Source organism: Ancylobacter sp. WKF20 (assembly GCF_029760895.1).
GTDB lineage: Bacteria > Pseudomonadota > Alphaproteobacteria > Rhizobiales > Xanthobacteraceae > Ancylobacter.
Genome location: NZ_CP121679.1, coordinates 373,909 through 395,723 on the forward strand (window position 1 = coordinate 373,909; position 21,815 = coordinate 395,723).

The 21,815-nt window shown below is 67.9% G+C and carries 19 protein-coding genes and 1 tRNA gene; 12 read left to right on the forward strand and 8 right to left on the reverse strand.

What is annotated here, in order from left to right; translation table 11 throughout:
• Positions 1–64: 64 nt before the first annotated feature.
• The 4 genes from AncyloWKF20_RS01725 to AncyloWKF20_RS01740 are packed head-to-tail and all read left to right on the forward strand — an operon-like array spanning position 65 to position 4,213.
• Positions 65–538, forward strand: coding sequence for a tripartite tricarboxylate transporter TctB family protein (locus AncyloWKF20_RS01725; protein ID WP_279316253.1), 474 nt, complete (start codon positions 65–67; stop codon positions 536–538).
• Positions 535–2,055, forward strand: coding sequence for a tripartite tricarboxylate transporter permease (locus tag AncyloWKF20_RS01730; RefSeq protein WP_279316254.1), 1,521 nt, complete (start codon positions 535–537; stop codon positions 2,053–2,055). The genes AncyloWKF20_RS01725 and AncyloWKF20_RS01730 overlap by 4 nt, the downstream gene beginning before the upstream one ends.
• Positions 2,052–3,437: an MmgE/PrpD family protein gene (locus tag AncyloWKF20_RS01735; RefSeq protein WP_279316255.1), complete on the forward strand. Its 1,386-nt coding sequence runs from the start codon at positions 2,052–2,054 to the stop codon at positions 3,435–3,437. The genes AncyloWKF20_RS01730 and AncyloWKF20_RS01735 overlap by 4 nt, the downstream gene beginning before the upstream one ends.
• Positions 3,437–4,213, forward strand: a complete 777-nt coding sequence (locus tag AncyloWKF20_RS01740) for an SDR family oxidoreductase (protein WP_279317851.1) — start codon at positions 3,437–3,439, stop codon at positions 4,211–4,213. The genes AncyloWKF20_RS01735 and AncyloWKF20_RS01740 overlap by 1 nt, the downstream gene beginning before the upstream one ends.
• Before the next feature lie 309 nt (positions 4,214–4,522).
• Here AncyloWKF20_RS01740 and AncyloWKF20_RS01745 read toward each other — a convergent pair.
• Together AncyloWKF20_RS01745 and AncyloWKF20_RS01750 are read right to left on the reverse strand one after the other, a co-directional pair.
• Positions 4,523–4,597, reverse strand: a tRNA-Val gene (locus AncyloWKF20_RS01745).
• A gap of 108 nt (positions 4,598–4,705) precedes the next feature.
• A complete protein-coding gene (locus tag AncyloWKF20_RS01750) occupies positions 4,706–5,395 on the reverse strand; it encodes an HAD-IA family hydrolase (RefSeq protein ID WP_279316256.1) in 690 nt (229 codons plus the stop codon).
• 169 nt (positions 5,396–5,564) lie between these two features.
• On the opposite strand from AncyloWKF20_RS01750, the gene AncyloWKF20_RS01755 reads away from it, so the two are divergent.
• The 3 genes from AncyloWKF20_RS01755 (at position 5,565) to AncyloWKF20_RS01765 (ending at position 7,539) form a co-directional block, all read left to right on the forward strand.
• The gene (locus AncyloWKF20_RS01755; protein ID WP_279316257.1) at positions 5,565–6,068 is read left to right on the forward strand and encodes a hypothetical protein; all 504 of its coding nucleotides are present in this window, start codon (positions 5,565–5,567) and stop codon (positions 6,066–6,068) included.
• A 164-nt stretch (positions 6,069–6,232) separates the two neighbouring features.
• On the forward strand, positions 6,233–6,949 hold the full coding sequence (gene rpiA / locus AncyloWKF20_RS01760; RefSeq protein ID WP_279316258.1) for a ribose-5-phosphate isomerase RpiA: 717 nt from the start codon (positions 6,233–6,235) through the stop codon (positions 6,947–6,949).
• Positions 6,950–6,972: 23 nt separating this feature from the next.
• Positions 6,973–7,539: a DUF2059 domain-containing protein gene (locus AncyloWKF20_RS01765; RefSeq protein ID WP_279316259.1), complete on the forward strand. Its 567-nt coding sequence runs from the start codon at positions 6,973–6,975 to the stop codon at positions 7,537–7,539.
• A 92-nt stretch (positions 7,540–7,631) separates the two neighbouring features.
• On the opposite strand, the gene AncyloWKF20_RS01770 is transcribed toward AncyloWKF20_RS01765, so the two are convergent.
• The 3 genes from AncyloWKF20_RS01770 to AncyloWKF20_RS01780 all read right to left on the reverse strand — a co-directional run bounded on the left by AncyloWKF20_RS01770 (position 7,632) and on the right by AncyloWKF20_RS01780 (position 10,684).
• Positions 7,632–9,143 (reverse strand): tripartite tricarboxylate transporter permease, encoded by a 1,512-nt coding sequence (locus AncyloWKF20_RS01770; RefSeq protein ID WP_279316260.1) that lies wholly within the window; start codon positions 9,141–9,143, stop codon positions 7,632–7,634.
• Positions 9,144–9,155: 12 nt separating this feature from the next.
• A complete protein-coding gene (locus AncyloWKF20_RS01775) occupies positions 9,156–9,638 on the reverse strand; it encodes a tripartite tricarboxylate transporter TctB family protein (RefSeq protein ID WP_279316261.1) in 483 nt (160 codons plus the stop codon).
• Between the two features lie 83 nt (positions 9,639–9,721).
• The gene (locus AncyloWKF20_RS01780; RefSeq protein WP_279316262.1) at positions 9,722–10,684 is read right to left on the reverse strand and encodes a tripartite tricarboxylate transporter substrate binding protein; all 963 of its coding nucleotides are present in this window, start codon (positions 10,682–10,684) and stop codon (positions 9,722–9,724) included.
• A 199-nt stretch (positions 10,685–10,883) separates the two neighbouring features.
• Between AncyloWKF20_RS01780 and gor the strand changes: the two genes are divergently transcribed.
• On the forward strand, positions 10,884–12,302 hold the full coding sequence (gene gor, locus AncyloWKF20_RS01785) for a glutathione-disulfide reductase (protein WP_279316263.1): 1,419 nt from the start codon (positions 10,884–10,886) through the stop codon (positions 12,300–12,302).
• 113 nt (positions 12,303–12,415) lie between these two features.
• Here gor and AncyloWKF20_RS01790 read toward each other — a convergent pair whose 3' ends face one another.
• Entirely contained in the window at positions 12,416–14,113 is a 1,698-nt protein-coding gene (locus AncyloWKF20_RS01790; protein WP_279316264.1) for a methyl-accepting chemotaxis protein, read from the reverse strand.
• A 350-nt stretch (positions 14,114–14,463) separates the two neighbouring features.
• Between AncyloWKF20_RS01790 and AncyloWKF20_RS01795 the strand changes: the two genes are divergently transcribed.
• The 3 genes from AncyloWKF20_RS01795 (at position 14,464) to AncyloWKF20_RS01805 (ending at position 19,006) form a co-directional block, all read left to right on the forward strand.
• Positions 14,464–15,849, forward strand: coding sequence for a 3-deoxy-7-phosphoheptulonate synthase class II (locus AncyloWKF20_RS01795; protein WP_267583159.1), 1,386 nt, complete (start codon positions 14,464–14,466; stop codon positions 15,847–15,849).
• Between the two features lie 131 nt (positions 15,850–15,980).
• Positions 15,981–17,654 (forward strand): NAD+ synthase, encoded by a 1,674-nt coding sequence (locus tag AncyloWKF20_RS01800; RefSeq protein ID WP_279316265.1) that lies wholly within the window; start codon positions 15,981–15,983, stop codon positions 17,652–17,654.
• A gap of 5 nt (positions 17,655–17,659) precedes the next feature.
• Entirely contained in the window at positions 17,660–19,006 is a 1,347-nt protein-coding gene (locus tag AncyloWKF20_RS01805; protein WP_279316266.1) for a glutamate--tRNA ligase, read from the forward strand.
• Between the two features lie 104 nt (positions 19,007–19,110).
• On the opposite strand, the gene AncyloWKF20_RS01810 is transcribed toward AncyloWKF20_RS01805, so the two are convergent.
• Positions 19,111–20,148 (reverse strand): DUF2865 domain-containing protein, encoded by a 1,038-nt coding sequence (locus AncyloWKF20_RS01810; RefSeq protein WP_279316267.1) that lies wholly within the window; start codon positions 20,146–20,148, stop codon positions 19,111–19,113.
• A gap of 177 nt (positions 20,149–20,325) precedes the next feature.
• On the opposite strand from AncyloWKF20_RS01810, the gene AncyloWKF20_RS01815 reads away from it, so the two are divergent.
• Positions 20,326–20,838, forward strand: a complete 513-nt coding sequence (locus AncyloWKF20_RS01815) for a CreA family protein (RefSeq protein ID WP_279316268.1) — start codon at positions 20,326–20,328, stop codon at positions 20,836–20,838.
• Positions 20,839–21,038: 200 nt separating this feature from the next.
• On the opposite strand, the gene AncyloWKF20_RS01820 is transcribed toward AncyloWKF20_RS01815, so the two are convergent.
• Entirely contained in the window at positions 21,039–21,374 is a 336-nt protein-coding gene (locus AncyloWKF20_RS01820) for a hypothetical protein (RefSeq protein ID WP_279316269.1), read from the reverse strand.
• Positions 21,375–21,815 lie beyond the last annotated feature (441 nt).

Genomic DNA, 21,815 nt, shown 5'->3' on the forward strand with positions numbered 1-21,815 from the left:
GCCGGCCACCTCCGCGCCATGCCGGATGTTCGCGCTGCCGCGCGATGTCGGGAAAGGGTCTGACATGAACAAGGACGGTTGGAGCGGCCTCGTGCTGCTCGCCCTTGCCGGTGCCTATTACGTGGCGACCGGCTCCATCGCCAACAGCACGCTGGAGGACGAGGTCGGCGCTATCGGCCTGCCTCATGCCCTGGCGGTCGTGCTCGCGCTGATCGGTATCGCCATCTTCCTGCGCGGGCTCAGGGCTGGCCGCGCGCCGGCCGATCCGCACGATGAGGAGGATGCCGATGTGCGCCTGCCGCGCGCGCTCGGTTTTCTCGCCTTCGGCGCGGTCTATGTGCTCATCCTGCCCTTCGCCGGCTATCTCGTCAGCGTCGCGCTGCTGATCGGGGCTGTCGCGCTCTATGAGGGCGCGCCGCGCCGCTGGACCGTTCCGGCCGCCGCCATCGGTGGCGCCATTCTCTACTGGGCGGTGTTCGTGAAGCTGCTGGGCGTCAACCAGCCCGCTGGCACCCTGTTTGCGGGGCTGTTCTCATGAGCACCTTCTGGGACATCATCCACCTGCTGACCGGCACGCCGATCATCCCGGTCGCCATTATGGGCCTCGTCTGGGGCATTCTCGGCGGCGCGCTGCCGGGCATTTCCGCCTCGATCACCATGGCGTTGGTGCTGCCCTTCACCTACACGATGGACCCGGCGATGGCGATCGCGCTGCTCGCCTGCGTCTATATCGGCGCCGAATATGGCGGCTCCATTCCGGCGATCCTGATCCGCACGCCCGGCACCAACTCCTCCGCCGCGACGGTGATCGACGGCTATGAGCTGAACCGTCAGGGCCGCGCCGGCGAGGCGCTGGGCATCTCGCTGATGTCGGGCGTGGTTGGCAGCCTGTTCGGCCTCGCCATGCTGGTGCTGCTGACCGAACCGCTGTCCTGGCTGGCGCTGGCCTTTACCCCCGCCTCTTATTTTGGGCTCGGCATGCTCGGCCTCAGCGTCATCGCCTCGATGACCGGCGGCTCGCTGCTGAAGGGCCTCGCGGCGGCAGTGATCGGCCTGATGATCGCCACGGTCGGCACCGACCCGATCTCCGGCGTGACGCGCTTCACCTTCGACGTGCCGGACCTGCTCAACGGGGTGGAGCCGGTGCTGGTCATGGTTGGTCTGTTCGCCCTGACCGAACTGATGAGCCAGTCCGGCTCCACCACCGTCATGGAGCTGAAGGAGTCGGTGCGCATCCGCCTGCCGAGCCTCGCCATGATGAACAAGCTGAAGCGCTCGCAGACCATCGGCTGCATTCTCGGCCTGTTCGAGGGGCTGACACCGGGCGGTGGCGGCTCCATCGCGGCCTTCATGTCCTATAATGAGGCCCGCCGCTGGTCGAAGACGCCGGAGAAGTTTGGCAAGGGTTCGGAAGAAGGCGTCGCGGCGCCGGAGGCGGCGAACAACACGGTGGCGAGCACCGCGCTCATCCCGCTGCTCAGCTTCGGCATTCCCAGCTCTAACTCCACCGCCGTGCTGCTGGGCGGGCTCCTGATGCACGGGCTATTACCCGGCCCGCGCCTGTTCGAGCAGAACCCGCAGGTGATCGATAGCCTCTATGTCGGATCCTTCGTGGCGATCATCGCGCAGATCGGCGTCGGCATGCTGCTGCTGCCGGCGGCGGTGTGGCTGGTGAACCGGCCGCGCGCCTATCGGGCCGGCTTCATCTTCGCGCTCATCCTGTCGGGCCTCTACACGCTGAACAACGCCACCTTCGACCTCGGCATCGCCCTGGCTCTCGGCGTCGTCGGCTATCTCATGCGGATCTGCGGCTTCCCCTTCCTGCCGATGATCCTCGGCGTCGTTCTCGGCCACATGGTGGAATCGAGCTACCGCCGCTCGCTGGTGCTGTCCGGCGGCGACATGATGGTGTTCCTGCAGGATCCCATCTGCGTCGGTCTGCTGCTCGCCGCTACCGGCTTCGTCGTCTACTCGCTCACCCGCGAGGTGCGGGATGCGCGCAAGGCCCGGCACGAACAGGCCGAGAAGGCCAAACTTCAGGAGGCGCACGGATGAACCAGCACCGCACGATCGAGGCGCCGCCGCTTGCCCTCGCCATCGGCGCCTTTGCCGCGCAGGCCCAGCCGAGCGCGGCGGCCGAAGAGGTCTGCCGTAACCTGCTGGTCGATATTGCCGGGCTCATCATCGCCGCGCGTGACACCGATTATGTCCAGGCGAGCCTTGCCAGCGCGGTCGATGATGGGCGCTGCACGGCGCTCGGCCATGCGCGCCGGCTCGGCATGTATGACGCCGCGCTGGTGAATGGCACGGCGGCGCATGGCGAGGATTTCGACGACACCTTCGAAGGCGGCCCGGTGCATCCCGGCGCCGTCGTGGTCCCGGCGGCGCTGGCGGCGGCGGAGCAGCACGGCGCCAGCGGGGCGGTGGTGATGCGCGCCATCGCCATCGGGGCCGAGCTGATGTGTCGCCTCAGCCTCGTCGCGCCACAAGCGACGCATAAGGCGGGCTTCCACCCGACCGCGATCTTCGGCGCGCCGGCTGCCACAGTCACCGTCGCCGCCGTGCTCGGGCTTGATGCCGCCACCACCGCGCGCGCCCTCGGCATCGCCGGCAGCCTCGCTTCCGGCATCATCGAATACCTTGCGGACGGCTCCTCGACCAAGCGGCTGCATGCCGGCGCGGCGGCGCAGGCGGGCCTGCGCGCGGTGCATCTCGCCCGCGCCGGCTTCACCGGTCCGCTGACCGTCTTCGAGGGCACGCATGGCCTGTTCAAGGCGTTTGCACCGTCCAAGGCGCCCGATTTCGACAAGCTGATGGACGGTCTCGGCACGCGCTGGGTGATCGAGGGGCTGGCCTTCAAGCCCTATGCCTGCGGGACCATGACCCAGCCCTTCGTCGATTGCGCGCTCCAACTTGCGGCGAGCGGCGTGACGGCGGAGGAGATCGTGGCGATCCGCTGCAAGGTCGGCGAGGGCACCGTGCATCGGCTCTGGGAGCCGCTCGCCGGCAAGCACCGGCCGCCTAATGGCTATGCCGGCAAGTTCTCGACGCCCTATTGCATGGCGGTGGCCTTCATCGATGGCGCGGCCGGCCTCGGCCAGTTCACCGATGCGCGCTCGCAGGACCCGGCGGTGCAGGCGCTGGCGGCGAAGATTTTCTATGAGATCGACCCGGCGGACGAGTATCCCCGCAACTTCACCGGTCATCTCGAGGCGACGCTCGCCGATGGCCGCGTCGTCACGCTGCGCCAGCCACATATGCGCGGCGGGGCGCATGAGCCGTTGCCGCAAGCTGAACTGGCGGCCAAGTTCGATGCCAATCTTCGTTTCGGTGGCCTGGACGCGGCGGCTATCGCGGACGTGCGGCAGGCACTCGACCGCCTCGCGGCGGGTGGTCCCGTCGACCTCGCTGCGGCGCGGGCACGGGCACGGGCGTGATGAACCCGCTCGTGCCGCCGGACTTCGCCTTTTCGGGCCGGGAGCTGACAGGGCGCGTGGCTCTCGTCACCGGCGGCTCGCGCAATATCGGCCGCGCCATCGCGCTCGCCTTGGCGGAAGGCGGGGCCAGCGTGGCCATTGTCGGCCGGCGCGACCGCGCGGCTGTCGATGAGGTCGTGGGCCAGATCGAGGCGGCCGGGGGCAGCGCCCTGGGCGTGTTGGGGGATGTGACCGAGTCCATCGACGTCGCCGCGATCATGGACGCATGCCTCGCGCGCTTCGGGCGTCTCGACATCCTCGTGAACAACGCCGCCGTGCGGGACGAGGCGCCGCTCGCCGAGCTCAGCTATGAGACCTGGCGATCGGTGATGGCCCTGTCGCTTGACGCGCCCTTTCTGCTCGCCAAGGCGGCGAACGAACCGCTGGCGCGCTCAGGCGCCGGTGCCATCATCAACATAGGCGGCCTCACCGCCTATATTGGGGCGCGCAACCGCGCCCATGTCGTCGCGGCGAAAGCCGGGCTCGGCGGGCTCACCCGAGCGTTGGCACATGAGCTGGCCACTGATGGCGTTACCGTGAACCTTGTCGCCCCCGGCCTGATCGAGACCCGGCGCGAGGGCGACCATCGTCCCCATCACCACGCCGCCACCGCCAACCTCTTGGGCCGCCGGGGCACGCCCGACGAGGTCGCGGCGCTGGTGCGTTTCCTCAGCGGCCCGGCAGCGCGCTACATCACCGGGCAGACGCTGCAGGTGAATGGTGGGGCGTTCATGTGAGCCAGCCTTATCCTGCTGGGTCATACTTAAAGAAGCGGGACACAGCTGTACCTCAGCTCGTGCATCCGCAGACCCTCAAGCCCCGCCCGTTTCCTCAGCTGGACTCATGCGAGCCGGACCGCATGGGGCGAGATTGAAAATACCCGCTCACACCAACGATCACCTCTGGCGAGCAGTTCAGCCGCCTTGGGTGTCAGCGGGATGGTGTGAAGGCTCGACTGTGACCCGTGAGTGACGCGTGGGTGTTTCGAGGGTTTGCCTGAGGGTCGACGATCCTTGCTAACTCATCGAGTTCAAGCAAGAAGCCGATGGTGGGCGATGCAGGGATTGAACCTGCGACCCCTCCCGTGTGAAGGGAGTGCTCTCCCGCTGAGCTAATCGCCCGTCTGGCCCGCCGCATCAGCGCCGGGCCGTCCGTCTCGTGCGGCGGGGGGGATTTAGTGTGCCGGGGTCGTGGGTGTCAAGCGCCCTTCGCTGTTCACCCACGGCCAATCACGCACGGCCAAGGAGCTGGGCGACGGTGCCGGGCAGCAGATCATAATGCTCGATCAGCACATCGCCCCCGAGTTCCGCCGCCGGCGTCTCGGTATAGCCGAAGGGCACGACGATGCAGGGCACGCGGGCGTTCTGCGCGGTCAGTACGTCGGTCAGGCTGTCGCCAACCATGATGGCGCGCCCCGCCGTACCGCCCGCCCGCTCGATCGTGCCGAGGAGATGGCCGGCATCGGGCTTGTGGACAGCGAAGGTGTCGGCCCCTGCGATCACCGCGAAGCGGCTGGTGAGGTCGAGCCGGTCGAGCAGCAGGCGGGAGAGATATTCCAGCTTGTTGGTGCAGACCGCGAGCGTGTGGCCCTGCGCGGCGAGCGTATCCAGCGCGTCCAGCAGGCCGGGGAAGGGGCGCGACGAATCGGCGATATGGGCCGCGTAATGCTCCAGGAAGAGGTCATAGAGCCGATCGAATCGCTCCGGTTCGACGCTCATCCCCGCGGCGGTGAGGCCGCGATTGACGAGGGCGCGCGCACCGGCGCCGATCATCTTGCGGGTTTCCTCGCGCGGTAGCGGCGGGGCGCCAGCATGGTCGAGCACGACATCGAGCGTGTCGAGCAGGTCAGGGGCGGTGTCGACGAGAGTGCCGTCGAGATCGAAGGCGATGACGGCGGGGTGGTCGGTGGAAAGAGGCATGGTCGCTCCGTTGGGCATAAGTGGACGGGGGCGCCCGCCGCCGCGAGACGGAGCCTGCCGCTCATGCCTACAATCCTGCCGCTTTTCCTGTCCAGCGTGCCGCGTCCATCGGGCGCATGCCGCCCCGAGGGGATGAGTTGCCACGACTGGCCTGCGGGAGTGCATTCTTATGACGACGTTCCGACCGACGCTGCCGATCCTGACCCTCGCGCTCGGCGCCGTGCTGTGCCTCTCGGCGGCCGGGCTCTTGAGCGCACCGGCCCTCGCGCAGGCCACGGGCGGGCAGGGGAGCACGCCGCCGGCACCGGCCAACGCACCTGCGGCCAATCCGGCACCGGCGGCAAGTGGTCCCTTCGTGTTCGGGTCGCCGCCTTCGGCGCAGGCCAACCGGATCTACTCCGTGAATGTGCGCACCGGCGAGGTGAGCGCCTGCCAGTTCGAGCGGCCGGAGGGCAGCGTGGTCGGCGTCACCAAATGTTTTCCGCGTGACGCCAGCGCCGGGCCGGGGCCGGTGGGCACCTATGACATGGTGACGACCCGCTATTCCGGCGAAACCGGCATCTTCCGCGTCAACGCCCAGAGCGGGGAAATGAGCGTGTGCTATGTGCGCGACATGCCCCGCGAAGGCGGCGGCACGGAACCGGCGGTGGTCTGCACGGCCCCCGCGCGCTGAGGCGCGGCGGGTCTGAAGGCCGAGCGCTTGTTAAGGCTCGCTGCTCGTGAAGGCTTGCCGCCTCGCTGTTTCGGCGTTACCCACGCGGGTAATATCGACGGCTTCCAGAGAGCCGCCGTTCTAGGTTCCGCCCGCGCCTTCACACCGACCTGAAAAAGATCGCCATGTCCGACGCCCCACTGTCCGACGCCGAGACCCTTAAGCGCCAGGCCGCCGCCCGCGCGCTGGAGCATGTGCGCTCCGGCATGAAGCTCGGGCTCGGCACCGGCTCGACCGCCAAGCACTTCGTCGAGCTGCTGGCCGAGAAGGTGCAGCAGGGGTTGGAAGTGGTGGGCGTTCCGACCTCCGAGGTGACCAAGGCGCAGGCCGAGAGCCTCGGCGTGCCGGTGGCGACACTCGACGAGTACCCGATCCTCGACCTGTGCGTGGACGGTGCGGACGAGATCGGGCCGGATCTCACCCTGGTCAAGGGCGGCGGCGGCGCCCTGCTGCGCGAGAAGATCGTCGCCTCGGCGGCGCAGGAAATGTTCGTCATTGCAGATGCGTCGAAGAAGGTTGCGCAGCTCGGCGCCTTCGCGCTGCCGATCGAAGTGGTGGATTTCGGCGTCGCCGCGACCCGCCGGGCGATCGAGCGCGCCGCGAAGGCGGCCGGCTGTCATGGCCTGCTGACCTTGCGCCGGCGCGCCGACGGCCATGTTTTCGTCACGGATCAGGGACACGTCATTCTCGATGCCGCCTATGGCGTCATTCCCGATCCCGCCGCGCTGGCGCTGGCCCTCTCGCAGGTGCCTGGCGTTGTCGAGCACGGGCTATTCATCAAGCTGGCGACCCGCGTCTTTCTTGCGGGCGCCGATGGCGTGACGGTCATAGACCGCGCGTGAAGCCGTTCTTCAGGGAGACAAGCATGCCGGTTGGTACGGGACGTTACGGGAAGCGCCTGCTCGGCGCCGGCATCGGGGCGCTGGTTCTGGCGACGACGCCGGCGCTTGCCCAGCAGCCCGCCCCTTTCACCATGAGCCAGGCCGCCACCGCGCCGGCCAAGGTCGCCGAGCCGACGGCCGCGCAGCTCAAGCTGGCCAATGAACTGCTGACGGCCAATGGCGAGGCGGCGAGCTTCGACGCGCTGATTCCCGGCATCATCGAGCAGGCCGCCGCCAGCTTCGTGCAGGCGAATCCGGACCTCATCCGCGACCTGCGCGATGTCGCCAAGCAGCTCGTGCCGGAATATGAGAAGCGCCGCGCCGAGATCATCCAGATCCTGGCCCGCACCTATGCCCAGCAGTTCTCCGAGGCCGAGCTCACCGAACTGCTGACCTTCTACCGTTCACCGGTGGGCAAGAAGCTGGTGGAGCGCCGCCAGCAGCTGCTCGATGACGGGCTACGCGGCATCCAGGCGTGGAGCGCCAAGTTCTCCAAGGAGATGGAGACCCGCGTGCGCGACGAGATGAAGAAGCGCGGCTTCACCATCTGACGCGCCAACGACGGCACCACGCGGATACGAAAATGCCCGGCTCGCGCCGGGCATTTTGCTTTTCGGGCGGGGCGCGGCGGTGGCGCCGAGGATCAGTCCTCGTCGCCGCCGACCGGGGCCTTGCGGCCGGTGAGGAGATAGAACAGCAACGGCCCGAACAGGGCGAGCGCGGCCAGCGCGTAGAGTGTGACGGCGATGGGCGACTGGAACAGCACCATCGGGTCGCCGACGCTGATGGCGAGCGCGCGGCGCAGCTGCTGCTCGGCCAGCGGGCCGAGGATGAGGCCGACCACCACCGGGGCGATGGGGTAGTCGTAGCGCCGCAGCACATAGCCGAGCAGGCCGAAGACCAGCAGCATGCCGAGTTCGACCAGCGACGGGTTGGCGCCGAGGGTGCCGAGCGTCGCGAAGACAAGGATGCCGCCATAGAGCCACGGGCGCGGAATGGCCAGCAGGCGCACCCACAGGCCGACCAGCGGCAGGTTGAGGATGAGCAGCATGCCATTGGCGATGAACAGCGAGGCGATGAGGCCCCAGACCAGATCCGGCGCGGTGGCGAACAGCAGAGGGCCGGGATTGAGGCCATATTGCTGGAAGCCGGCGAGCATGATCGCGGCGGTGGCCGAGGTCGGCAGGCCCAGCGTCAGCAGGGGCACCAGCACGCCGGCGGCGGCCGCGTTGTTGGCCGCCTCCGGGCCTGCGACGCCCTCGATGGCGCCGTTGCCGAACTCGTCCGGCTTGCGGCACAGGCGCTTTTCCAGCGCGTAGGACAGGAAGGTCGGGATTTCCGCCCCGCCGGCGGGCATGGCGCCGATGGGGAAGCCGAGGAAGGTGCCGCGCAGCCACGGCTTCCAGGAGCGCTTCCAGTCCTCCTTGTTCATGAACACCGAGCCCTTCACCGGCTCGATCACCTCTTCCGCGCGCGAGCCGGCGGCGACCACGGAGAGCGTCTCGCCAATGGCGAACAGCGCGACGGCGAGTGTCGTCACCTCCACACCGTCGAGCAGGTCCGGGATGCCGAAGGACAGGCGCGCCTGCCCGCTCTGCAGGTCGATGCCGATGAGGCCGAGGGCGAGGCCGAGGAACAGGCTGGTGAGGCCACGCGTCACCGAGGAGCCAAAGGCGGCGGAGACGGTGGTGAAGGCCAGTACCATCAGCGCGAAATAGTCTTCCGGGCCGAAGGAGATGGCGATGTCGACCACGGTCGGGGCGATCAGCGCGAGGCCAATCGTGGCGATGGTGCCAGCGACGAACGAGCCGATGGCGGCGGTGGCGAGCGCCGGGCCGCCGCGGCCAGCGCGGGCCATCTTGTTGCCTTCCAGCGCCGTGACGATGGAGGAGCTTTCGCCGGGCGTGTTCAGCAGGATGGAGGCGGTGGAGCCGCCATACATGCCGCCATAATAGATGCCGGCGAACATGATGAGCGAGCCGGCCGGGTCGAGCTTAAAGGTGATCGGCAGCAGCAGCGCCACGGTAAGCGCCGGGCCGATGCCGGGCAGCACGCCGACGGCGGTGCCGAGCATGACGCCGACAAAGGCGAAGAGCAGATTCATCGGCTGCAGGGCCACCATCAGGCCCTGATAGAGAGCGGCAAACGTATCCATTCCCGCGTTTCCTCAGATCAGCCGTTCGATCGGGCCGGCGGGCAGCGAGAGCTGCAGGCCCTTGGCGAAGATCACATAGATGACGAAGCACATCACCGTGCCGGCGATCAGGTGGCCCCAGAGCGGGCCCTTGCCGAAGCCCTTCGCGGTCGCCGCGAACAGCCAGCCGGTGGCGATGGAGAAGCCGAGGAAGGGGAGGAGGACGATCTGGCCGATGAGGCCGGCGAGCACCCAGGCCATCGGCCCCAGCTCGTCGCGCGGGCGTTCCACCTCGCCCTCGCGGATCGCCTCGATGGCGGTCGCGACCGAGAGAATGGCGAGGCCGGCGGCGATGATGGTCGGGAAGGCGGCCGGGCCGACTGCCGAGAAGGCGTTGACGCTGGACAGGCGCCAGGCGTCCCAGCCGACCACCAGCGCCAGTATGGCGAGCCCGAAGGCGATGACGAACCCGGCCTTGTCTGGCCGCTTGGTGGATGAGATGCGCGTATCGCTCATCGGTAGTTCCCCCGGCTACAACAAAGCTCCCCCGGAACCTTCCGGCCCGGGGGAGCGTCTGACGCTTCAGTTGTGGACGTGTCTCACTGCGCGAGACCGATGTCCTTCAGGATCGCCTGGGTGGCGGCGATGTCCTTGGCGAGCTGGGCATCGAAGGCCTCGCCCGCCAGATAGGTGTTGGCCCAGCCCTTCTGGGCGAGCAGCTCGGCCCAGGCCTTCGACTTCACCATCTTGTCGATGGTGGCCGCGATTTCCTTCTTCTGCTCCGGCGTGATGCCGGGCGCAGCGGCGACCATGCGCCAGTTCTGGATCTCGACGTCGACACCCGATTCCTTGAAGGTCGGGATGTCCTTGGCCTCGGGCAGACGGGCGGCGCTCGACACGCCGAGGATGCGCAGCTTGCCGGCCTTCGCCTGGGCGTCGAACTCGGAGAGGCTGGAAATGCCGACCGTGACCTTGCCGCCGAGGATGGAGGCGAGCGATTCGCCGCCGCCCGAGAAGGCGATGTAGTTGATCTTGGTCGGGTCGACGCCGATCGCCTTGGCGATCAAGCCAGCGGTGATGTGGTCGGTGCCGCCCGCCGAGCCCCCGGCCCAGGAGACCTTCTGGGGATCGGCCTTCAGCGCGGCCACGAGGTCCGCCATCGACTTGAGCGGGGAGCTGGCGGGGACGGCGATGGCCTCGAACTCGCCGGTGAGGCGGGCGATCGGGGTCACCTGGCTGAGGTTCACCGGCGACTTGTTGGTGATGATGGCGCCAACCATCACATAGCCGCCGACGATCAGCGCGTTCGGATCGCCCTTGGCGCCGTTGACGAACTGGGCGAGACCGATCGTGCCGCCGGCGCCGGGCACGTTCAGCACCTGGACATTGCCGACGATCTTCTCGGTCTGCAGCACATGCTGCATGCCGCGCGCGGTCTGGTCCCAGCCGCCGCCGGGGGCCGCGGGCGCCATGATCTTGAATTCATTGATCTCGGCCGATGCGGTGCCGAGCGGCGCGGCGAGCGCGGCGGCCAGCAGAATGCCGCGGAACATATGCTTCATCGTTTCCTCCAGGTGTGAGTGGTGGCGCGTTGCCTCTGGCCACCACTTGAGCGCGCGTTGGGGAAGCTAGAGCGGCCGCGACATCCTGTCGAGTTCCACGGAAGGCTAAGGTTTTCGCCGACCAGCCATGCAATGCCTTGACGGCGCGGCGCGGGGAGGCGACATGCCCAGCACTCTTTCCGAAAAAGGGGGGCGCGCCATGGGTGAGCACACGGACCAGTACGACGTCGACCTGTTCGTCATCGGCGGGGGCTCGGGGGGCGTGCGCGCCGCCCGCATCGCGGCGAGCTACGGCGCGCGGGTCCGCCTAGCCGAGGAATACCGCCTCGGCGGCACCTGCGTCATCCGTGGCTGCGTGCCCAAGAAGCTGTTCGTCTACGCCGCGCATTTCGCCCATGATTTCGAGGACGCCGCTGGCTATGGCTGGACGGTGGAGGGCGCGCGCTTCGACTGGTCGACGCTGATCGCCAACAAGGACAAGGAAATCGCCCGGCTGGAGGGCGCCTATCGCGGCAATCTCGAACGCACGGGCGTCGAGATCGTTGCCCAGCGCGCGGTGGTGGAAGGCCCCCATGCGGTGCGCCTCGCTGACGGCACGCGCGTCACCGCCCGCTACATCCTGGTCGCCACCGGCGGGCACCCCAATCTCGGCCTCGACATTCCCGGCCGCGAACTCGGTATCACCTCCAACGAAATCTTCCATCTGGAGCGGCTGCCGGCGCGCATCGTCATTCAGGGGGCGGGCTATATCGCGCTGGAATTCGCCAGCCTGCTCGCCACGCTCGGCAGCGATGTGACGGTGGTTCATCGCGGCCACAAGGTGCTGGCGGGCTTCGACGAGGAGATCCGCGAGCGCCTCGCCGACGAACTGGCGCGCAATGGCGTCACCTTCGCCTTCGGCACGACCATCGAGGGCATCTACGCCGCCGACGGCGCCAAGCGCGTGCGGCTGAGCGACGGGCGCGACCTGTTCGCCGAGGAGGTCATGCTCGCCATCGGCCGTATGCCGAACACCACCGGGCTCGGTCTCGACGCGGTCGGCGTGCAGCTCACCGCCAACGGCGCCATCGTGGTGGATGGCGACTCCCGCTCCAGCGTGCCGTCGATCTACGCCGTGGGCGACGTGACGGACCGGGTCCAGCTCACCCCCGTCGCCATCCGCGAGGGGCACTCCTTTGCTGACGGGGTGTTCGGCGGGAAGCCGTGGAAGGTCAGCTATGAGGTAATCCCGACCGCCGTGTTCACCGAGCCGGAGATCGGCACGGTTGGCCTGACCGAGGCGCAGGCGCGCGCGCAGGGGCGCCGGCTCGACATCTACAAGGCTGATTTCCGTCCGCTCAAGGCGACGCTCTCTGGGCGCGCCTCGCGCGTGCTGATGAAGCTGGTGGTCGACCAGAAGACCGACCGGCTGCTCGGCGCCCACCTCATCGGCCCGGATTCCGGCGAGATGGTGCAGCTCATCGCGGTGGCCATGAACATGGGCGCGACCAAGGCGGACTTCGACCGCACCATGGCGCTGCACCCTTCCAGCGCCGAGGAACTGGTGACGCTGCGCACCAAGCACGCGAGCAGCGACCCGCTGCCGGAAGCCTCGACCGAGGCGACGCCGGCGCTCTAGCGTCCTGCCGGGCGACGCACCGCCGACCTCGGGGAACACGCGGCGTCGAGAAAAAAAGCGCCCCGGATGCAGGGGGAGGCATCCGGGGCGTCAGCTACGCGAGGCGGGGGGTGTCAGCCGGCGCGCAGATTGGTGACGAAGCGCTGCACTTCGTCTTGCAGGCTGGAGGCCTGCGAAGCGAGGGAGTTGGAAAGCGACATCATCTGGGTAGAGGCGGCGCCGGTCATCTCCGCGGCACGGCCGACGCCGGCGATGTTGTCATTGACGCCGCCCGTGCTCTGGGCCGCGTGCTGAGTGTTGACCGCGATCTCGCGGGTGGCGGCGCCCTGCTCCTCGATCGCCGAGGAGATGGCCGACGTGGCCTCGCGGATGTCGGTGATGATGGTCACGATCTTTTCGATCGAGCCGACGGTGCGCTGGGTAACACTCTGGATTTCGTTGATCTTGCCGCCGATCACCTCGGTCGCCTTGGCCGTCTGGGCGGCGAGTTCCTTCACCTCGGAGGCGACCACGGCGAAGCCCTTGCCCATATCGCCGGCGCGAGCCGCTTCGATGGTGGCGTTCAGCGCGAGCAGATTGGTCTGGCTGGCGATGCTGGTGATGAGCTCCACCACTTCCCCGATCTGAGCGGCGGCGCGCGAGAGCTCGCGGATGTCGCTATGGGTCTGGGCGGTGGCCTCCGATGCCTGTCGGGCAATCCCGGCGGCATGGTCGATCTGGATGCCGATTTCCTGCACCGAGGCGTTCATCTCCTCCGTGGAGGCCGCGACCGTCTGCACATTGGTGGAGGCGGAACCGGCGGCTTGAGACACCGCCTGCGCCTGCCGCGTCGTCTCCTCGGCCGAGTTGGAGAGGCCGCGCGCGGCTTCCGACACTTCCCTGGAGGAGGAGCTGAAGGCGGTGGCGAGCGAGCCCATCTTGGCTTCAAAATCGCTGGCGATAGCCTCGCGCTCGGCCTTCAGGCGCTGGGCATTGCGCTCTTCCTGCCCGGCGGATTGCTGGCGCACCTCTTCGGCCTTCACCAGCGCCCGGCGGAAGATTTCCAGAGCCTTGGCAATCTGGCCCACCTCGTCCTTGCGGTCGGCATCAGGCACCGTCACCGCGAGATCATCCCGCCGCAGAGCATCCATCACCGCAATCTGGCGGGCGATCGGACGAGCGATGGCGTAACGCGAAACCAGGAAGGAGATGACGAGAAGCACCAGGACGACGGACCCCATCCCGATCAGCAGCAGCTGGATGTTGGCGGCGATGCTGGCGTCGAGTTCACGGGCGGCCGCCTTGTTGGCCGCGACGGCCTCGTCGATCAGCTTGGCGTTGGCGGCGACGACCGCGTTCAGCGCTGGCTCGCAGTCGTCCACCATCATCTGCCCGGCTTTGACGATGCTTGCGTCGTCCAGCGATACCCGGGCCAACTGAAACATCGCGTCGCAATGCGTCTTGAGCGCGGTCGCGGTGCGCTGCCGGATATCGTTGATCGGTTCTTCCAGGTGCGGCAGGAGAGCGATGGCGTCCGTGGCCCGCGTGTCAATCAGCTGGGTGATCTGCGTGATTTCGGCATCGGCCGTCTTCACCGCGCTCTCGGAGACGGCCACAGCCAGCTTATAGGCGGCGCGCTCGAGATCGACGAGCTGGCGGCTGAGGCGCGCGAGCTGGATGAACCCGGCATCCTCCTGCATCGTGCGATCAAGGGCGCTGCGCAGGTCGCCCATCAGCCGGGCGGAGAACAAGCTTCCGCCCATCGCGCAGAGGCCGAGAAACAAAACAAGTGAGCTGATTTTCAGCATCACGGGCAGGTTCTTGAAAGACATGATCTCGTTCCTGACGCCCTTCGAGGCGCCGCGACCCCATTAGACAGGTCCATCACTTCCAGTTCTCTCTCGATTAATCCGTAATAATTCGTAGGTAACTAAAAGAAGAATCCATTCTGAGTTGTATTGGAGTCTATTGATTATCAAAGTGGGGGCGTGATCAACCGGCCGACAGCGATCCGGCCCGCTCACGTCCCGCTGAGGCGGGCGCAATAGGGGTTCGGCGTGGCTGCAATCGCGCACCGCTCGGCGCTCTGGTGCAAGCCTTGTGCTTGGGTGTATAAGGCCCGCCTTTCCCGCAGGGGTAACGTGCAGCGCGACCCTGCGGACGTGATATCGAGGAGGCTGACATGTCTGATCGCTGGACGCCGGATAGCTGGAGGGCCAAGCCCATTCAGCAGGTGCCTGAGTATCCGGACGCCACGGTTCTGGCGTCGGTGGAGCGTCAGCTTGCCTCGTTTCCCCCGCTGGTTTTTGCCGGTGAGGCGCGCCGCCTGAAGCGCGAGCTGGCCAAGGTCGCCAAGGGCGAGGCCTTCCTCCTGCAGGGAGGTGACTGCGCTGAGAGCTTCGCCGAGCACTCGGCCGACAACATCCGCGATTTCTTCCGCGTCTTCCTGCAGATGGCGGTGGTGCTGACCTATGCCGGCGCCTCGCCCGTGGTGAAGGTCGGCCGCATCGCCGGCCAGTTCGCCAAGCCGCGCTCCACGCCAATGGAGACGGTGAATGGGGTCGAACTGCCGTCCTACCGGGGCGACATCGTCAACGACATCGAGTTCACGCCGGAAGGGCGCGTGCCCGATCCGCGCCGCCAGCTCGAGGCGTACCGCCAGTCGGCGGCGACGCTGAACCTGCTGCGCGCCTTCGCCAATGGCGGCTATGCCAGCCTTGGCAACGCGCATCAGTGGATGCTCGGCTTCATCAAGGATAGCCCGCAGTCCGGCCGCTACCAGGCGCTCGCCGATCGCATCACCGAGGCGCTCGACTTCATGCGCGCCATCGGCATCGACCCGGAAACCCACCCGGAGATGCGCTCGACCGATTTCTTCACCAGCCACGAGGCGCTGCTGCTCGGCTATGAGCAGGCGCTGACGCGGGTGGATTCGACCACGGGCGACTGGTACGCGACCTCCGGCCACATGATCTGGATCGGCGACCGCACCCGCCAGGCCGACCATGCGCATCTCGAATATGCCCGTGGCGTGAAGAACCCGGTGGGCCTGAAGTGCGGCCCCTCGCTGAAGCCGGACGACATGCTGCGCCTCATCGACATGCTGAACCCGCAGAACGAGGCGGGCCGGCTGACGCTGATCGCCCGCTTCGGCGCCGACAAGGTGGGCGACCACCTGCCAGCCCTGGTGCGTGCGGTCGAGCGCGAGGGCCGCACCGTCGTGTGGTCGTGCGACCCCATGCACGGCAACACGATCAAGGCCGGCTCGGGCTACAAGACCCGCCCGTTCGACCAGATCCTCAAGGAGGTGAAGGACTTCTTCGCCGTCCATGCGGCCGAGGGCACCTATGCCGGCGGCGTGCATCTGGAAATGACTGGCAAGAACGTCACCGAGTGCACCGGTGGCGCGCGGGCGATCTCGGATGCGGACCTCAAGGACCGCTACCACACCTATTGCGACCCGCGGCTCAATGCCGAGCAGGCCATCGAGATGGCCTTCCTCGTCGCCGAGCTGCTGAAGCAGGAACGCGCCGGCCGGGTTCGCCCGGTGACCGAAGCGGCTGAATGATACCGCCGGCCCGGAGCCTTGGGTTCCGGGCCGGTCTTCTCTTGCGCGCCGGTGGCACCGGCCGGGACTGACCGGCCGCACCGCGCGTCCTGACGATTGCCGGGCTTTCCGCGGAACGCTACATCAGGTCCATGTCGTCAGAACCCGCCGATCAGCTTCTCATCGCCCTTGCCCAGCTCAACCCGACGGTCGGTGACGTCGCCGGCAACCTCGCCATGGCGCGCGAGGCGCGGGCCCGCGCCGCCGAGCAGGGCGCCGATCTCCTCGTCCTCACCGAGCTGTTCATCGCCGGCTACCCGCCGGAAGATCTCGTGCTCAAGCCCGCCTTCCAGGCGGCGTGCCGCACGGCGGTGGAGCAGCTGGCGAGCGATACGTCGGATGGCGGCCCGGCCGTGCTGATCGGCGCGCCCTGGCTCGATGCCGGCAAGCTCTACAACGCCGTGCTGCTGCTGGAGGAAGGGCGCATCGCCGCCATTCGCTACAAGGTCGATCTGCCCAATTATGGCCCGTTCGACGAGAAGCGCGTCTTCGTCCCGGGCCCGATGCCCGGCCCGATCGCCTTCAAGGGCGTGCGGATCGGCGTGCCGGTCTGCGAGGATATCTGGTCGCAGGACGTCATCGAATGCCTCGCCGAGACCGGTGCGGAGCTGCTGCTGATTCCCAACGGGTCGCCGTATCGTCGTACCGTCTATGACGAGCGGATGAACGTCGCCGTCGCTCGCGTGGTCGAGAGCGGGCTGCCGCTCGCCTATGTGAACCAGATTGGCGGGCAGGACGAACTGGTGTTCGACGGCGGCTCCTTCGTGCTCAACGCCGACCGCTCGCTGGCCATCCAGCTTCCAAACTTCCAGGAGCGCATCCGCATCACCCGCTGGGAGCGCTGGGCCGATGGCTGGCGCTGCGAGGAGGGCGCGCGCGCGCCGCTGCTGACGGGCGACGAGGCGGACTATGCCGCCTGCGTCATCGGGCTGCGCGATTATGTCGAGAAGAACCGCTTCCCCGGCGTGGTGCTCGGCCTCTCCGGCGGCATCGATTCCGCCATCTGCGCCGCCATGGCGGTGGACGCCCTGGGCGCGGAGCGCGTGCATTGCGTGATGCTGCCCTACCGTTACACCTCCAATGAATCGCTCTCCGACGCGGCGGCGGTCGCCGAGGCGTTGGGCGTGCGCTACGACATCGTGCCGATCGCCGACGGTGTCGAGGCGCTGGAGGGCACGCTGGCGCCGATGTTCGCCGGGCGGGCGCGCGACGTGACGGAGGAGAACCTCCAGTCCCGCGTGCGCGGCACGCTGCTGATGTCGATCTCCAACAAGTTCGGCGCCATGGTCGTGACCACCGGCAACAAGTCGGAAATGTCCACCGGCTACGCCACGCTCTATGGCGACATGAATGGCGGCTACAACCCGATCAAGGACTTGTACAAGTCGCAGGTCTTCCGCCTGTGCCGCCTGCGCAATGGCTGGAAGCCGGCGCACGCTCTGGGCCCGGACGGACCGGTGATGCCGGAGAACATCATCACCAAGCCGCCGACGGCCGAGCTGCGCGAGAACCAGAAGGACGAGGACAGCCTGCCGCCTTACGAGGTGCTGGACGCTATCCTCGAACGCTTGGTGGAACGCGAGTTGCCGGTCGCCGAGATCGTCGCGCAGGGCTATGACGCGGCGCTGGTGGCACGCGTCGAGCGGATGCTGAACATCGCCGAATATAAGCGCCGTCAGGCCGCGCCGGGGGTGAAGGTCACGACCCGCAATTTCGGCCGCGACCGGCGCTACCCGATCACCAACCGCTTCCGCGAGACGGCGTAGGCGTCATGACACCTCCGGTCCTCCGCTTCGCCCCGTCCCCGACGGGGCTGCTGCATGTCGGCAATGCCCGCACCGCGCTCTACAACGCGCTCTTTGCCCGGCGCGAGGGCGGGACGTTCATCCTTCGGTATGATGACACCGATACGGCGCGCTCCACCGAGGCCTTTGCGGAGGCCATTGCCCGCGACATGGCATGGCTCGGGCTGGTGCCTGATCGGGTCGAGTACCAGTCGCGCCGGCTCGACCGCTACGATGCCGCCATCGAGCGCCTGAAGGCGGCGGGGCGGCTCTATCCGGCCTATGAGACGGAGGAGGAACTGGAGACCCGCCGCCTCTCCCGTCGCCGCCGGGGCCTGCCGCCAACCTATGACCGGGCGGCGCTCAAGCTCTCGCAGGAGGACCGCGCGCGGCTGGAGGCTGAGGGACGGCGCCCGCATTGGCGCTTCCGGCTCGACGGGCGCAAGGTCGTCTGGACCGATCTCGTGCGCGGCGAGCAGGCGGTGGACACCGCGACGCTCTCCGACCCCGTGCTGGTGCGCGCCGATGGCAGCTATCTCTACACGCTGACCTCGGTGGTGGATGACATCGAGATGGGCGTGACCCATGTCGTGCGCGGCGAGGACCATGTCACCAATACCGGCGTGCAGATCGAGATCATCGAGGCACTCGCCGGCAACGTTCCGGTGTTCGGGCACCATAATCTGCTGACCCTGCCGAGCGGGGAGGGGTTGTCGAAGCGCCTCGGTCATCTCTCGCTGACCGCGCTGCGCGAGGAAGGGCAGGAGGCGCTGGCCGTCGCCGCGCTCGCCATGCTCACCGGCACCTCGCTCGCCGTCGAGGCGGTGGCCGATCTCGATGCGCTGGCTGAACGCCTTGATTTTGCAAAGATTTCCCGCGCGCCGGCGCGCTTTGATCCGGCGGATCTCGACACGCTGACCGCCCAGACCCTGCACGCCCTGCCTTACGCGGCGGTGACGGACCGGCTGGCGGCGCTTGGTGTCGGCGGCGGCGAAGCCTTCTGGCTCGCGGTACGCGGCAATCTCGCGCGTCTGGCCGATGCCGCCGGTTGGTGGCGGGTGGTCGAGGGGCCGCTCGCGCCGGTGATCGCGCCGGAGGATGCTGAATTTCTCGCGCAGGCGGCCGAGCTGCTGCCGCCGGAACCCTGGGACGAGGGCGTCTATGCCGCCTTCCTCGCGGTGATGAAGCCCGCCAGCGGGCGCGCCGGCAAGGCGCTGTTCCACCCCCTGCGCCTCGCGCTCACCGGGGCGTCCAGCGGCCCGGAACTCAAGGCGTTGCTGCCGTTGATCGGCCGCGCGCGGGCCGAGGCGCGGCTCAAGGGCGAGACGGCCTGAGGCTGGTCCTCAGTCGCATCACAACGTCATGGCCGGGCTTGGCCCGGCCATCCACGACTTCTGTTCCGCCGGATGTAGCGGCATCAAATTACCTTTAAAGGTAATTACGGCTTCTTCGCCGGGGCGGCCGGCGTTGCCGGGCGGGGCTGGGCCATTTCGCGCGAGGCGTCCTCGGTGACGACGATGTCGCCCTTGCGCAGGGTCGGGTCGTCTTCCTGGCTCAGCGCCTGCGCCCAGCTCATGCCGGCAGGGCGGCAGGAGCAGGCGGCGACGAATTGTTTCTTGTAAAGCAAGGCGTTAGGCAGCGACATATAGGGCTGCCCATTGGTGCCGACCGCCTGCTCGATGTCCTCGCCCGGATTGCGATAGGCAAAGAGGCGGGCTTCCGTGCCCGGGCACTGGCGCTGGCACTGCGCCTCGTCCGAGCCGAATTTCGCAGGGGTGGCGGCGAAGGAGACCGGGAAGAAGAAGCCGTCGCAGGTGCGCACGCAGACCGTGCGGTAAGTTGACACCTTCGGCATTTCCAGCGGCTGCACGTCGAGCGGGCCGGCTTCCTCGTCGAGATTGCGCGGCACGCCGAAAAGCTGCTCGAACAGGTTGCGCGGGGCGCGGCGCTGCTGCGGGGCGTTGCCATAGCCGCCCTGCGGCTGGCCGAGCGCGGCCTGGTACTGCGCGCCGCAATTATTCTGCGCGAGGGCGTAGACGAGCTGGCGGCGCTGCTCGTCCGTGCCGCCCTGATCGCCGCGCTGCTGCATCATGGTACGGTCGAGCTGGGTGCGGGTCTGGGCGATCCTGCGGTTCAGCGCGTCGCATTGCGGGGGCAGCTGCGGCTGGAAAATGAGGAAGCCGCGCTTGTCGCAACCGAGCTGGCGGCCCTGCGCGGTGAGATCGGCAAGTCCTTGCTGGAGCTGGGCAATCTGCGCGCCGACATCGGGCTGTCCGGTGCTGCCGCCACGGTCGAGCGCGGCGAGCTGGCCCTCCAGGCGGATACACACCGAGCGGTCGCCGGGCGGCGCGCCGCCACCCACCGCGCCGGGCGGCAGATCCTGCGCGAGGGCGCTGCCGGCGAGGACCGTCAGGGCGGCCATGGGGCCGAGCACGGCCGAGAGCACGGCGCGCGGGCGGGGGAATCGCAGCATCATCAGCTAGGTCGTTTCACTTTTGGCTTGCGGCTGTGTGCCGGAATCGGGCGCGAAGGGCAATGAGCATGGCGAGCTTGTCGAAATTTTGAAGCACCGGCGGCCTGGTAGCCCTCCCGGCTTTACCGGGGCGCCGGGCACACCATATGAGCGGTGACATTGTGCCGGAGTGGAACGTCCATGAAGCCTTTCGCCGCCATCCTCCTCGCCGCCGCCCTCGGGCTCGGCCTCGCCGCCCCCGCCATGGCGCAGGAACCGGACCTTATCTTCAAGAAATCAACGGTTTGGAAGTTCCTCACGCCCGACGACAAACTCGCCACCTATGGCATTGACGACCCCGTCGTGGAGGGGGTGGCGTGCCATTATACCGTTCCGGAGAAGGGCGGGGTGAAGGGCATGGTGGGGATCGCCGAGGAGGTGTCGGATATTTCCATTGCCTGCCGGCAGATCGGTCCCATCGCCTTCAAGGGCAAGTTCGACCAGGGCGACGTGGTCTACCGCGAGAGCCGCTCGCTGATCTTCAAGAAGATGCAGATCGTGCGCGGCTGCGACGTCAAGCGTAACGTGCTGGTTTATCTCGTCTATTCCGACAAGCTGATCGACGGCAGCCCGAAGAACTCGACCTCCACCGTGCCGATCATGCCGTGGGGCGCGACCAATGAGGCGCCCAAATGCGCGGACTTCGTGAAATGAAAAAGCCGGCCTGTCAGGGCCGGCTTGAAGGCCGCGTCAGGCGTGGCCAGTCAGTGCAGTGAGGTGGACGATCAGGCCAGTGAGGTGGACAGTCAGGCCGATGAGGCCGACCTCACGGCCGGTCAGATCACCTCACTTGGTGCAGGTGCTCACTTGGTGCAGGTGCTCACTTGGTGCAGGTGCTCACTTGGTGCAGGTGCTCACTTGGTGCAGGTGATCGCCACCGTCTCGGCGCAGCCGGCGCCGTAACAGGCGGTACGCACCGGGCCGGTGGTCACGGCGCTCACCGTGGCATCCGACTTCACCTTGCCGAAGCTGGTGGCGCGCTCGAAATCGTGCACCCGGCACCAGGCGTCGGCCATGGCCTGCCCGCAGCTGGCGCCCGAGGCGACGCAGTTGTCGATGCCGTAGCCGTCCGAACTGTCGACGATGAAGATCTCGCGCACCGGCTCGGCGGCGAGGGCGAGGCCAGGCGCGAGGGTGAGGGCGGCGGCGAGGAGAGCGGAACGCAGGCGCGGGGAGACGGCGGAGGACATGGTCTGGGTCTGCTGCTGATGACAGGCGTTGCGGGGCACGAGCCGGGTGGCTCGGCTTACAGAACTCAACTTTGGCGAAAAGGTTTGAAGCGAGCCTTAATGTTTTCTCTTTCCGGCGCCGCGTGTCCCGCGTGCCGCACTCACCCCCCGGTGCAGAGGCGGGGGAGATAGACCCGCCGGCACGGGGGCGTCAACCGTGTTGCTGAAGATGATGCCGCAGCGGCAGCGGCGATGCTTATCCATCCGCACGCGGCTTGCGCGGGGCTTGCGTGGGTCGTGCGATCCCGCCCGGCGGCCCGCTTTCGCGCCTGCCGCCTTGACGGCCAGAGGGCTTTCCCATCTGCCGCCTTGACGGCGGCGGGCAAACCCGCGACAGACGCGGCACGCCGCGCGGCTTTGCGCGGAAGACCGCCCACGCCGCGCTCCTGAAGCGCGCGCGAC

Bases quoted from the DNA above. Each gene is read 5' to 3' on its own strand.
- AncyloWKF20_RS01750 (WP_279316256.1), bottom strand. From the start codon at position 5,395: ATGCCTCTTTCCACCGACCACCCCGCCGTCATCGCCTTCGATCTCGAC.
- AncyloWKF20_RS01770 (WP_279316260.1), bottom strand. From the start codon at position 9,143: ATGGATACGTTTGCCGCTCTCTATCAGGGCCTGATGGTGGCCCTGCAG.
- AncyloWKF20_RS01810 (WP_279316267.1), bottom strand. From the start codon at position 20,148: ATGATGCTGCGATTCCCCCGCCCGCGCGCCGTGCTCTCGGCCGTGCTC.
- AncyloWKF20_RS01775 (WP_279316261.1), bottom strand. From the start codon at position 9,638: ATGAGCGATACGCGCATCTCATCCACCAAGCGGCCAGACAAGGCCGGG.
- AncyloWKF20_RS01795 (WP_267583159.1), top strand. From the start codon at position 14,464: ATGTCTGATCGCTGGACGCCGGATAGCTGGAGGGCCAAGCCCATTCAG.
- AncyloWKF20_RS01800 (WP_279316265.1), top strand. From the start codon at position 15,981: ATGTCGTCAGAACCCGCCGATCAGCTTCTCATCGCCCTTGCCCAGCTC.
- AncyloWKF20_RS01725 (WP_279316253.1), top strand. From the start codon at position 65: ATGAACAAGGACGGTTGGAGCGGCCTCGTGCTGCTCGCCCTTGCCGGT.
- AncyloWKF20_RS01790 (WP_279316264.1), bottom strand. From the start codon at position 14,113: ATGTCTTTCAAGAACCTGCCCGTGATGCTGAAAATCAGCTCACTTGTT.
- AncyloWKF20_RS01735 (WP_279316255.1), top strand. From the start codon at position 2,052: ATGAACCAGCACCGCACGATCGAGGCGCCGCCGCTTGCCCTCGCCATC.
- rpiA (WP_279316258.1), top strand. From the start codon at position 6,233: ATGTCCGACGCCCCACTGTCCGACGCCGAGACCCTTAAGCGCCAGGCC.
- AncyloWKF20_RS01740 (WP_279317851.1), top strand. From the start codon at position 3,437: ATGAACCCGCTCGTGCCGCCGGACTTCGCCTTTTCGGGCCGGGAGCTG.
- gor (WP_279316263.1), top strand. From the start codon at position 10,884: ATGGGTGAGCACACGGACCAGTACGACGTCGACCTGTTCGTCATCGGC.
- AncyloWKF20_RS01730 (WP_279316254.1), top strand. From the start codon at position 535: ATGAGCACCTTCTGGGACATCATCCACCTGCTGACCGGCACGCCGATC.
- AncyloWKF20_RS01755 (WP_279316257.1), top strand. From the start codon at position 5,565: ATGACGACGTTCCGACCGACGCTGCCGATCCTGACCCTCGCGCTCGGC.
- AncyloWKF20_RS01820 (WP_279316269.1), bottom strand. From the start codon at position 21,374: ATGTCCTCCGCCGTCTCCCCGCGCCTGCGTTCCGCTCTCCTCGCCGCC.
- AncyloWKF20_RS01765 (WP_279316259.1), top strand. From the start codon at position 6,973: ATGCCGGTTGGTACGGGACGTTACGGGAAGCGCCTGCTCGGCGCCGGC.
- AncyloWKF20_RS01815 (WP_279316268.1), top strand. From the start codon at position 20,326: ATGAAGCCTTTCGCCGCCATCCTCCTCGCCGCCGCCCTCGGGCTCGGC.
- AncyloWKF20_RS01780 (WP_279316262.1), bottom strand. From the start codon at position 10,684: ATGAAGCATATGTTCCGCGGCATTCTGCTGGCCGCCGCGCTCGCCGCG.
- AncyloWKF20_RS01805 (WP_279316266.1), top strand. From the start codon at position 17,660: ATGACACCTCCGGTCCTCCGCTTCGCCCCGTCCCCGACGGGGCTGCTG.